The 12,776-nt window shown below is 30.0% G+C and carries 9 protein-coding genes; 7 read left to right on the top strand and 2 right to left on the bottom strand.

Annotated elements, in window-relative coordinates:
- The first annotated feature begins 113 nt into the window (after window positions 1–113).
- From ACEQT4_RS08025 to ACEQT4_RS08000, 6 genes are all read left to right on the top strand, one after another.
- Window positions 114–3,593: a DUF4175 family protein gene (locus ACEQT4_RS08025; RefSeq protein ID WP_370226899.1), complete on the top strand. Its 3,480-nt coding sequence runs from the start codon at window positions 114–116 to the stop codon at window positions 3,591–3,593.
- Entirely contained in the window at window positions 3,586–4,002 is a 417-nt protein-coding gene (ybeY, locus tag ACEQT4_RS08020; protein ID WP_370226898.1) for an rRNA maturation RNase YbeY, read from the top strand. The genes ACEQT4_RS08025 and ybeY overlap by 8 nt, the downstream gene beginning before the upstream one ends.
- A gap of 74 nt (window positions 4,003–4,076) precedes the next feature.
- On the top strand, window positions 4,077–5,948 hold the full coding sequence (gene mnmG, locus ACEQT4_RS08015) for a tRNA uridine-5-carboxymethylaminomethyl(34) synthesis enzyme MnmG (protein ID WP_370226896.1): 1,872 nt from the start codon (window positions 4,077–4,079) through the stop codon (window positions 5,946–5,948).
- 73 nt (window positions 5,949–6,021) lie between these two features.
- A complete protein-coding gene (locus ACEQT4_RS08010; protein WP_370226895.1) occupies window positions 6,022–6,873 on the top strand; it encodes a class I SAM-dependent methyltransferase in 852 nt (283 codons plus the stop codon).
- Window positions 6,874–7,105: 232 nt separating this feature from the next.
- Complete coding sequence (locus tag ACEQT4_RS08005) at window positions 7,106–7,618, top strand: OmpH family outer membrane protein (protein WP_223077806.1); 513 nt, start codon at window positions 7,106–7,108, stop codon at window positions 7,616–7,618.
- A gap of 131 nt (window positions 7,619–7,749) precedes the next feature.
- A complete protein-coding gene (locus ACEQT4_RS08000) occupies window positions 7,750–9,468 on the top strand; it encodes a hypothetical protein (protein WP_370226894.1) in 1,719 nt (572 codons plus the stop codon).
- A 1-nt stretch (window position 9,469) separates the two neighbouring features.
- Here ACEQT4_RS08000 and ACEQT4_RS07995 read toward each other — a convergent pair whose 3' ends face one another.
- Together ACEQT4_RS07995 and ACEQT4_RS07990 are read right to left on the bottom strand one after the other, a co-directional pair.
- Window positions 9,470–9,865, bottom strand: a complete 396-nt coding sequence (locus ACEQT4_RS07995; RefSeq protein ID WP_223077804.1) for a DoxX family membrane protein — start codon at window positions 9,863–9,865, stop codon at window positions 9,470–9,472.
- Between the two features lie 57 nt (window positions 9,866–9,922).
- Entirely contained in the window at window positions 9,923–11,077 is a 1,155-nt protein-coding gene (locus ACEQT4_RS07990) for an ATP-binding protein (RefSeq protein WP_370226892.1), read from the bottom strand.
- A gap of 122 nt (window positions 11,078–11,199) precedes the next feature.
- Here ACEQT4_RS07990 and ACEQT4_RS07985 point away from each other — a divergent pair, with 122 nt between their 5' ends.
- Window positions 11,200–12,774, top strand: coding sequence for an SPOR domain-containing protein (locus ACEQT4_RS07985; protein ID WP_370226891.1), 1,575 nt, complete (start codon window positions 11,200–11,202; stop codon window positions 12,772–12,774).
- Window positions 12,775–12,776 lie beyond the last annotated feature (2 nt).

Below are 12,776 nucleotides of genomic sequence, written 5' to 3'. Positions count from 1 at the left end.
GCAAAGATAGAATAGAGTAGAAGAAACACAAAGAACTATTTAAAAACAAGTTTTAAGCGCCTTTAACAGACATAAAAAAATAAAAACTGTATTTTAGTAAGTTAAATAAAAAAATGGCTTTGAATAACTTCAATATCATACAAACCAAATTAGAACAATTTATTAGAAAATATTACACTAATGAGTTGATAAAAGGCGCTATCCTGTTTTTTAGTATTGGCTTGTTATATCTTATTATCACACTACTTATTGAATATTTTCTGTGGTTAAATTCTGGTTTACGTACAGTTTTATTTTGGTTGTTTATTGCTGTTGAGGTTGGCTTGTTTATCAAATTTATTGCATTGCCTTTAGCTAAGTTATTTAAACTTCAAAAAGGTATTAACCATAAACAAGCATCTGCGATTATTGGTAATCATTTTCCTGAAGTTAATGATAAGTTGTTGAATGTACTTCAACTAAAAGAGACTAACGATAATAGTGAATTACTTCTAGCCAGCATCGATCAAAAAGCTGAAGAATTAAGCCCAATTCCTTTCAATTTTGCGATTAATTTTAAACAAAACACTAAATATTTAAAATACGCCGTTATTCCTATTGCTATTTTATTAATAAGCTTTGTTTTAGGGAAAACAAACTGGTTTACAGATAGTTATAAAAGAGTAGTTAACTATCAAACTGCTTATGAGCCGCCAGCGCCTTTCAGTTTTTTTGTTATAAATGAAAGCCTGCAAACCGAAGAAAATAAAACCTTCAGGTTATTTGTACAAACCGAAGGAGATGTTGTTCCGGAAGATGCACAAATCAATTTTAACGATCAGTCTTATTTTTTACAGCAACGTCAACCAGGTACTTTTGAGTATGTTTTTGAGCAACCAAAACAAGACATTACTTTTAATTTATCTGCTAATGGTGTTAACTCAAAACCATATACATTACATGTTGTAGAAGTACCAACATTGTTAAATTTTCAGATGGTTTTAAATTATCCAAACTATACCAACAAACGTAACGAAGTTTTAAAAGGTATTGGTAATGCAGTTGTACCACAAGGCACACAAATTACTTGGCAACTTAACACCAAAGCAACCGATCAAGTAGATTTAATTAGTAAAGACACTTTAGCGTTTACTACAGAAGAAAATGGTGTTTTTAAAGCCTCTAAAGGCGTTTATAATAATTTAGATTACAACATTAGCACAAGTAATAAAAACCTTAAAAATTACGAGAATTTAGCGTATAGTATTTCGGTTATTAAAGATCAATATCCAGAACTTAAAATTGAATCTAAAACAGATAGCTTAGACCAACAAACCTTGTATTTTAAAGGTCAAGTTAGTGACGATTATGGTTTATCTAAATTACAATTAGTCTATTACCCTACAGAAAATGAAACTAATAAAACTGTAAAAAATATACCAATTTCATCTTCTAATTTTGATGAATTTTTAACTGTTTTCCCAAATAATTTAGATATAGAAGCCGGTATACCTTACGAGTTGTATTTTGAAGTTTTTGATAACGATGCGGTAAATAAAAACAAAAGCACAAAAAGTTCAGTGTTTACATACAGAAAGCGTACTAAAGACGAAGAAGAACAAAAGCAGCTTAACGAACAAAACGAAACTATAAAAGATCTTAATAAATCTCTTGAAAATTTTGAAAAACAAGAACAACAACTTAAAGAGATTTCAAAAACGCAAAAAGAGAAAGCTCAACTTAATTATAACGATAAGAAGAAACTTCAAAATTTCTTGAAGCGTCAGAAGCAACAAGAAGACATGATGAAGCAATTCAACAAAAAGCTTCAAAATAATTTAGAAGAATTTCAGAAAGATAATCCAAAAGAAGATCCATTTAAAGAAAAGTTACAAGAGCGTTTAAAAGAGAATGAAGAGCAATTAAAAAAAGATGAAAAGCTACTTGAAGAATTAGAGAAACTTAAAGAAAAGTTTCAAAAAGAAGAGTTTACTGAGAAATTAGATAATCTTGCTAAACAAGCTAAAAACCAAAAGCGTAGTATGGAGCAATTATTAGAATTGACCAAACGCTACTACGTGTCCAAAAAAATGGAAAAAATTAGTGACGAGCTTGATAAATTAGCCAAAGAACAAGATAAATTAGCTAACCAAGATCCAGAAAAAAACACCAAAGAGAAGCAAGACGAACTAAATAAAAAGTTTGAAGACATCCAGAAACAACTTGAAGATTTAGAAAAAGACAATGAGGATTTAAAATCCCCAATGGATATACCTCGTAATAAAAATACAGAGGAAAACATTAAAGAAGATCAACAAAAAGCAAGTGAAGATTTAGAAAAAAAAGAACAATCTACAGACCAAAAACAAAAGCAGGATAAACAAAATTCTGCAAAACAGAATCAAAAAAATGCAGCTCAAAAAATGAAACAAATGAGTATGAGTATGCAAATGCAAATGTCCTCAGGTAGTAAAAAACAGTTGCAAGAAGATATAGAAATGCTTAGACAAATCATTGATAATTTAGTCGTATTTTCTTTTGGTGAAGAAGACTTAATGAACAAGTTTAAAAGTATAGAAGTCAACCATAATGAATATGCTAAGTACTTAAAAAAGCAATACGATTTACGTACACATTTTGAGCACGTAGACGATAGTTTATTTGCAATCTCTTTAAGACAACCACAATTCTCAGAACAAATTAATAAAGAAATTAATGATGTGTATTTTAATATTGATAAAGCATTAGATCAATTATCAGAAAATCAATTATATCAAGGTGTATCATCACAACAATATGCATTAACGTCTGCTAATAATCTAGCAAATTTTTTAAGTGCTGCTTTAGATAATATGCAAAACCAAATGGGTATGCCATCTCCAGGCCAAGGAGAAGGCGATATGCCACTTCCAGATATTATAATAAGTCAAGAAGAATTGGCAAAAAAAATGGAAGAAGCAATGAAAAAAGGCGAAAAAGGGAAAGACGGACAACAAGGTCAGCAAGGCGAACAAAAGTCTGGCAAAGATGGAAAAAATGAAGGTGATCAGAAAGGCGATAATGAAGGTAAACAAGGTAAAGAAGGAGATAAAGGAAACAAAGGAGAAAAAGGTAAAAACGTTAAAGAAGGCGGTAAAGATGGTGATGGACAAGGACAAGGTGGAAGTCAACAAGGAGAAGGCGACTTTAATGAACAGATGAATGCCGAACTATTTAAAATCTATCAAGAACAACAATTATTACGTCAACAACTAGAACAGCGTCTAGAAAAAGATGGTTTAAAAGGAAATGGTGATGCTAAAAAACTTTTAAACGATATGGAAGATGTAGAATTAAAATTAATCAACGAAGGTTTTACTAATGAAACTTTAACTAAAATGATGGAACTTAAACATCAATTACTAAAGTTAGAAAACGCCACTTTTCAACAAGGACAAGATTCAAAACGCGAATCTCAAACCAATACCAAAACATTTTCTAATACAACTAACAATCAGATAGACAAAGCAAAACAATATTTTAATACTACCGAAATATTGAATAAACAAAGCTTACCTTTGCATCAAATTTTTAAGCAAAAAGTACAAGAATATTTCAAACAAAAAAATGATTAGTTTTAATTACGAAACCGATTTTCAGCTTTCAAATGAAGCTAAAATTTCAAGTTGGATATCAAAAATTATAGAGCATCATAATTGCAAACAAGAAGAGATTAGTTATGTATTCTGTGATGATGAATATCTACACCGATTAAATGTTCAGTATTTAAATCACGATACCCTAACAGATATTATTAGTTTTGATTATTCAATAGGAAAAACTATATCTGGAGATATTTTTATTTCTGTTGAAAGGGTAGAAGATAACGCTAAAGATTTTGATGTAGATTTTAATACAGAATTACATCGTGTAATCATACACGGTATTTTACACTATTGTGGTTTCAAAGATAAGACCGAAGATGATGCCAAACTGATGCGAGCTAAAGAAGACGAAGCTCTTTTGTTATTAAAAGAAATGTAATAGTTTGTTGTATATTTGCACGCCAAATTTAAGTCGAATTTTAAAAACGTTCCACGTGGAACAATCAAAATAATATGTTTAACGAAGTTTACGATGTAATAGTTGTTGGAGCAGGACATGCTGGTAGCGAAGCTGCAGCTGCAGCTGCTAATATGGGTAGTAAAACCTTATTAGTAACTATGAATTTACAAAACATTGCTCAAATGTCTTGTAATCCAGCTATGGGAGGAATTGCAAAAGGACAAATTGTAAGAGAGATAGATGCGCTTGGTGGCTATTCTGGTATTGTTAGTGATACGTCTGCAATTCAATTTAAAATGTTGAACAAATCTAAAGGACCTGCAATGTGGAGCCCAAGGGTACAAAGCGATCGTATGCGCTTTGCAGAAGACTGGAGATTGATGTTAGAAAATACACCTAACTTAGATTTTTATCAAGAAATGGTTAGAGGTCTTTTAGTAAATAATGGAAAGGTTGAAGGTGTAGTTACGTCTCTTGGAATTGAAATAAAAGCAAAGTCTGTTGTGCTAACTAACGGAACATTTTTAAATGGCTTAATTCATATTGGGGATAAGAATTTTGGTGGAGGAAGAGCAGGAGAAAAAGCAGCAACGGGTATTACAGAACAACTAGTTGATTTAGGTTTTGAATCCGGTAGAATGAAAACCGGAACGCCTCCAAGAGTTGATGGAAGATCTTTAGATTTTTCTAAAATGATTGAACAACCTGGTGATGAAAATCCTGATAAATTTTCATATTTAGATATCACAAAACCACTAACGCAACAACGTAGTTGTCATCTTGCTTATACAAGTGAAAAAGTGCATGATTTATTAAGAGATGGTTTTGATCGCTCACCAATGTTTAATGGTCGAATAAAAAGCTTAGGTCCTAGATATTGTCCTTCAATAGAAGATAAAATTAACCGTTTTGCAGATAAAGATAGACATCAATTATTTGTAGAACCTGAAGGTTGGAATACAGTTGAGTATTATATAAACGGGTTTTCAACTTCATTACCAGAAGACGTACAATTTAAAGCTCTACGCTCTGTAGAAGGGTTTGAAAATGTCAAATTTTTTAGACCTGGTTATGCTATAGAGTATGATTATTTTCCACCTACACAATTAAAACATACTTTAGAAACTAAGTTTGTAAGCGGACTGTTTTTTGCTGGTCAAATTAACGGAACAACTGGTTATGAAGAAGCAGCATCTCAAGGATTAATGGCAGGTATCAATGCAGCGTTAAAAGTTCAAGAAAGAGATGAATTTATCTTAAAAAGAGACGAAGCTTACATAGGAGTTTTAATTGACGATTTAATTACTAAAGGAACAAAAGAACCGTATCGTATGTTTACATCTCGCGCAGAATACAGGACGTTATTACGTCAAGACAATGCCGATTTAAGATTAACACCAAAAGGATATGAGCTTGGTTTAGCATCTGAAAAACGTTTGAAACGTATGGAAGAAAAACACGAACAAGCACAAAAGTTTGTAGAGTTTTTTCAAAATACTAGTGTTACTACAGGAGAAATAAATCCGATTTTAGAGTCTAAAAATTCATCATTAATGAAACAGCAAGATAAGATGTTTAAGATTTTTGCTAGACCAAATATTGATATTGAAGACATGAAAAAAATCGAGTCTGTTTCAAATTACATCGAAGAACATAATCTAGATAATGAGATTATAGAACAGACCGAAATACAAGTAAAATATTCAGGATATATAGCTAAAGAAAAAAATAACGCAGATAAACTAACGCGTCTAGAAAATATCAGAATACCTGATAATTTTGATTACTCAAAACTTAAGTCGATGAGTATGGAGGCAAGGGAAAAATTAAATAAAATTCAACCTGTAACCATATCACAAGCATCAAGAGTAAGTGGTGTTTCTCCAGCAGATATTTCTGTTTTATTGGTGTATTTAGGGCGATAAATTTTAAACGTTCCACGTGGAACGTTTTTTTTTAGTTTCAATTCTTCCCTTTTTTTTGATTAGATTTTAATTTATGAGTAAAGAAAAAACACAATTATATATAAAAGACCATTCCGTTTCTGGTGAAAAGTTTCAATTAAAAAAGAATGAAAAATATGGTTTTTTAGAGACTTTTCCTCAACCAAAAACTAATCAACTTTCAGAATATTATAAAACGGAAGATTACATTTCTCACACAGATGCAAAACGAAATTGGTTTGAAAAAGCATATCATTTAGTTAGACGTTTTTCTTTAAAGCAAAAACTAAAACTAATCAATGGTTTTAAAACTGATAAAAAACATCTTTTGGATGTAGGTTGTGGTACAGGCGATTTTTTAAAAACAGCTAAAGAAAATAATTGGATAGTTTCTGGAATCGAACCAAATGCAGAAGCAAGAACAATAGCAAATCAAAAAACAGAAAACGCAGTTTTTGATATCGAACAGTTAAATAATTTTGAATCTAATAGTTTTGATGTAATTACACTTTGGCATGTTTTAGAACATCTTCCAGATTTAGAATATCAAATTTCAATATTAAAAAAACTTTTAAAACCTAAAGGTAGGTTAGTGGTAGCTGTACCAAATTATAAAAGTTTTGATGCAAACTATTATAATCAGTTTTGGGCAGCTTATGATGTGCCAAGACATTTATGGCATTTTGATCAAAATTCAATATCAAAATTATTCGCTTCTATTGATATGGAAATAGAACAACTTAAACCAATGCTTTTTGATGCATTTTATGTTAGCTTACTTTCTGAACAATATAAATCTGGAAGTAAAAATATTTTTAAAGGTTTTTATAACGGATTACGATCTAATTTAAATGCAAGTCGTACTAGAGAGTATTCTTCGCTAATTTATGTGCTTAAAAACAGTTAAAACTTATTTTAAAAAAGCATAAGGTTAATTTTTAGTCTTAAACAACAGATAACCTTACCTTTTTTAGAAAGTGTCTTAAATCGCTTTATTTGAAGTTGTTTTTCATAGCTAATAATTATTTTAAAATTAAATTAAAATAGATTTTGCTTATTAGTACAATATTTACATAAAATGTGTTTATCACTTTTTAATTTTTATACATTTGCGAAAATTCATTAAAACAAAAATTAAGATGAAAAAAATATTAGCGGTTTTATCTATTGCAATTTTTATTACTTCTTGTCAAAAACAGAAAATAGGATATGTTGACAACGGAAAAGTAATTAACGAAATGCAAGAGAAAGTTGATTTAGAAAAAAAATACGAAACAAAGCTTAATGCTTTTAATGCTAAAAAGGATAGTATCGGGAGAGCTTTTCAAATGGAAGCTCAAAAATTTCAGATGGAAGCTCAAAAAATGAGTCAATCTAAAGCTCAAGCTAAATATGAAGAGCTTGGTCAAAAACAGCAAATGTTGCAACAACAATTTCAAATGGAGCAACAACAAATATCTAAACCCTATCAAGAAGAAATGGATTCTTTAATTACTAAGGTTAAGGATTATGTTAAAGAATACGGTAAAACAAATGGTTTTGATGTTATTTTAGGTACTGTAGAGTCTTCTCCAAGCGTTATGTATGCAAAAGATGAATATGACCTTACAGAAACAATTATAAAAGACTTAGATAATAATTACAAAAAGTAATTAGATATTTACTTATAAAAAAAGCGTTAGACTTCGGTTTAACGCTTTTTTTTATTTATAAACTGTTATTTATCAGTTGTTTTCATAGTTTTAATTATATTTATCGTGCTATTAATCATTTATAAAAGACTATGAGAAAATTGCTAACGCATTTAATCATTTTCTTTACTTTTTTTTATCAACTTAACGCTCAAGTTACAACTTCATTTAAAACGGAAAAATCGTTTTATGTATATGGAGATGCAATGGTTATTGGTAATAATAGTTTAAGTAAAGAAAAAAACACACCATTTAATGAATCATCAATTGCTAACGATGATATACCAATGACATTTGTAGATGTTGATAATGATGATTCTACATTTAATTCTAGTTCTTCTTATATCCAACTACCTGAAAATCAAAACAATATAGTTTATGCGGCACTTTATTGGACAGCAACGTATAGTTATATTAAAGGAGAAAGACGCTCTCAAAACGGGCAACATTTCTTCTCAGGAAAAAGACAGAAAAACCGTTCTTTAATAAGAAATATTAAATTAAAACTGCCAAACCAATCTTATCAAACCATAACAGGAACAGTTATATTTGATGGCTATAAAAAAAGCGGTTTTCATCTTAATTCTCCTTACGCTTGTTATGCAGATGTAACTAGTTTATTACAAAATGCTGAAGAAAAAAACGGTGAAATTACAGTTGCAAACATTCACGCTACTGAGGGTTTTGTCGCTGGTGGAAGCTCAGCAGGTTGGATGCTTTATATTGTTTATGAAGCACCAACCGAACAACCAAAATACATCACAACATTTAATGGTTTTGCTCATGTTGGTACAGAGCCTGTTGTTATAAATTTGAAAGATTTTAAATCGCCAGAACAAGGAGAAATAAAAACAAATCTAACTTTAGCAACGTTAGAAGGTGATGCAGATATTACTGAAGACGAGTGTATAATAGCAAATCCTAATCTTAAAACAGCAATACGATTAAGTACAATAAACAGACAAGAAAAAAACTTTTTTAATAGCAGTATAGATAGTAATATTAAGCGTTTTCCGGATAGTAAAAACACCTTAGGCTTTGATATTGCACGTATAGAAGTGCCAAAAAATAAAGAAATAGTAATAGATAATAATACGGATAAAGTAGAATTACTTTTTAACACAAAAGAAGACCGGTTTTACTTGTTTTTTACTGCATTTGAAACTGAAATCAGCAAATCTTTTTTTAATGAAATTGAAGCAAATTTACCCGAAAAAGCTACGGTTATAAAATCTACTACAAAAGAAGAAGTAAAGCCAAAAGTTGTTGAGGAAAAAATAGAAATTAAAGCAGAAACAAAGATTAAATCAACAGTCGTAAATAATGAAATTAAAGCAGAAAATGTTGTGCTTAAAAAACCAGAAGTTATTCAAGGACAAGAAGATAAAAATTCTTTAAGCCCAAAAGTAGCTACATCTGGTTACCAGCAACAACAAATAAAGCAAGGGAATGTTATTATTAGCTCTTCTACTTATGTTGAAGCTTTAAAGATTAAAGAAAAACCTTTAGAAACTCAACAATTTAAACTTGTCTTAGAAAAAAATGCTGCCGAGATTGAAGGTGCTAAAAAAGGATATTACGTTATTACAAAGTTTTTTTCTTCACCTCAAAATGCTTTTAATTGGCAAAAAGACTTAAAAGAAAAAGGGTATAATAGCGATTTTTTAATAGATGAAAAAAATAAACTTTACTATGTTTATATCTTTCATACAGAAAACTTTTATGATGCTTATATGCAACATAAATCGTATTTAGAACAAAATCTTTTTAAAGACAACTGGGTATTTAAAGTAAATATGACAGATTTTTAATCTATTGCATTAAGTATAAAGCAAAAAGAGTAGGAATTAAATAGATAACAATAGTTCTTGCACCATCATAATCTTTAGCTACACGTTGCCCAAACAATAATAAAAGTAATGTAATAGCGCTTAAAATAGCAGCATAAAACCCTAAAGTAGAGTTATCATTAACTACAAGTTGGTATATACCTAAAACAGCCAAAATCCCTGCAATAACCTCTATTATTAGGATAATAGCAACATTTATTTCTACTATCTTCCCCATAAAAGTTTTAGAAAAATGTTCTTTTAACCAACCAATATTTCCTTTCCAATCTAAAATTTTATCTAATCCAGATTGTAAAAAAGTGATGGCTAAAAAAAGTAATAAAATTATTTCGGTAATGTGGTCTAAAATAGAAATCATAGTTAATTAGTTTATAGTCAAAGATATTAAAATTATAAAGGAAATTTTAGCTTAAAACTACTCTTGCTTAGCGTGTAAAAGTCTAGTTAGTTTTATAGATAAATCGGTTAGTATGATTTTAGAATTTCCGTTACGTTCTATATGATAAATTGCATCTTGTAACTCATTAGAAATATCTAAAATATTGTTATTATGTACAAAAGGAGCAAATTTTGACAAGTCAAATTTTTCAGCTTTAGCTTCAAAAAACACCAAATCCTCAGCACCGTAATTAAGCAGTAAGGCTTGTCTAAAAAAGTCTAAACAGAAGTTTAAAAATTGCTTTTGTGTCTCTCTACCTGTTTTTGCAATTTCTTCGCTCCAACCAATTAAATCGTGTATTGCAGCTTTGTTTCCTTTAGCTTTAAAAGCAGATCTAATCCAAAATATAAACCATTTTTCAAACTGAGTGTCTTCGCTATCATGATAGACTAAATCACATGCTTTATTATAATTACCTTCGGCTTGGTGTGCAATTTTAGTAGCATCAGCTTCATTAATATCAAACTGTTTTATCAATCCGTTTTTTATATCTTCTTCTGCTAATGGCGGAAAATGTATAATTTGGCAACGTGATCTAATGGTATTTATAATTTGCTCTTCGTCTTCGGCAATTAATAAAAAAATAGTCTTATTTGGCGGTTCTTCAATTAACTTAAGAAGCTTATTAGCGGCTTGCGTGTTAAGCTTTTCTGCCATCCAAATTAGCATAATTTTATAGCCACCTTCATAAGCTTTAAGACTAAGAGATTTAACTATATCTTGGGCTTCATCTACACCAATTTGTCCTTGTTTATTATCTACACCTAAAAGTCTGTACCAGTCAAATAAATTTCCGTAAGGTTGTTGGGTTAGTAATTGCCTCCATTCTTCTAAAAAAGCACTGCTAACAGGATGTTTTTTTACCTTATCTGTTGTGGTTACTGGGAAGGCAAAATGTAAATCTGGATGCGAATAATTATTAAACTTTAAGTTGCAAGCTTGGTTATTACCATCGTTTTCTGCATTGGTGTTACCACACAAAATGTATTGTGCATAGGCAATAGCCATAGGTAATGTACCAGACCCTTCTGGTCCTACAAATAACTGTGCATGTGGTATACGACCATGGTCTGCACTAGTTGTAAGGTGTTTTTTTATATGTTGAAGTCCTAAAATATCACTAAAAAGCATAAAGCAAATATAGTTTTCTTCTAAAATAAAAGCGAATATCTTACCGCTTGATTTTAATAATTACACTGTTTTGTATCACTCTAAATGTCTATATTTGAAAATTACTTAATCATTAAAATTAAATGAAATATCTATCTGTATTTTTTATTGCTTTTTTAAGTATAAATATATCAGTAGCTCAAGAATTAAAAGTAGCTATAGATAGTACGCTTTCTGATGGTGTTTCTTTTAAGCCGGTTAACGAGTTTTATATCTTTGGAGATGCTGCTGTTATTGGTAATAATCTTTTAAGTGAAGACAGTAAAAAACCATACAACAATAGACAAGAAGACAATGACAATATTAAAATGAAATATGTTGATATTGATGATAATCCAGAAACGTTTTCTTCTAGTCAAGCAAAATTAACATTACCTGATGATTTTAAAAAAATTGTTTATGCAGGTTTATATTGGACAGCAACTTACGCGTACGAAAAAGGCACAAGAAAAGCTAAAAAGGATAATTATATCTTTAGGGGTAATGGAGAGCGATCACCAGTAATAAATCAAATAAAAATTAAGCTTCCAAATCAAGATTATCAAGACATTACAGGAGATATTATTTATGACGGATCAACTAATGTAACGCATGCAATAAACTCGCCATATGTTTGTTATGCAGATGTTACAAAATTACTTCAAAACACAGAAGATAAAGCAGGTAACTACACTGTTGCAAATGTTAAAGCAACGGAAGGTTATTTGTCTGGTGGTAGTGCAGCAGGTTGGATGTTGTATGTTATTTATCAATCACCAACAGATAATCCAAAGTACATTTCAACTTACAATGGTTTTGCATTAGTAAATAGTAGACCGGTAGATATAAACTTTAAAAATTTTAAATCTATTAATCAAGGTAAAGTAAACACTTCTTTAGTTGTATCTGCTTTAGAAGGCGATAATAATTTAGATTTAGACGAGTGTGCCATTTTAAAAGCAAATAGCAATCAATTTCAATCCTTAAGTAATGGTGCAAGATACCAGCAAAACTTTTTTAATAGTACAATAACCAATAACTCTATGGTCAATAGAGATCGTTACCCTAATAGCGAAAATACTTTAGGTTTTGACATTGCTCAATTAAAAATCCCTAATTATAATAACACAATAATTAGTAATGATATAAGTGAAACAACGATGAGATTAAAAACAAAATCAGATCGTTTTTACTTATATTTTACCGCATTTCAAACCGAGATTGCGCAAACATTTTTTGAAGATGTTGTACAAGAAACAACACCAGTAAGCAAAAAAGCCGAAGTAGAACCAGAAATAGTAAGATCTAACGCTTCTACTATTGCAAGTAAAGATCCTAAAGACACAAAAAGAGCACCTTACGTATATTACAAAAAAGGGTTAAACTCTAATGCTTTTAGATATTTAAAACGAAAAAAATCTACATCTGTTATAGGTATAGAAGGAGGTTATTATGTAATTACTAATGTGTTTTCAGAAGCACAAAGAGCAGGAAAATGGACAGCATCATTAATAAAAAAAGGATTTGATGCAGACGTATTTGTAAACCCAAAAAATAATTGGAACTACGTTTACGTACTTAGAAGCGATACTGCAGAAGAAGCTTTTAAGCTTATGGAAGAATTAAGAACAAATTATAGATATAGAGATGCTTGGATTTTTAAAGCCAATCTCGATTAACA

The organism is Mesoflavibacter sp. (assembly GCF_964226795.1).
Taxonomy (GTDB): Bacteria; Bacteroidota; Bacteroidia; order Flavobacteriales; family Flavobacteriaceae; genus Mesoflavibacter; species Mesoflavibacter zeaxanthinifaciens.
Note: the sequence above shows the minus strand (reverse complement) of the source record. Positions and strands in the feature narration are given on the sequence as shown.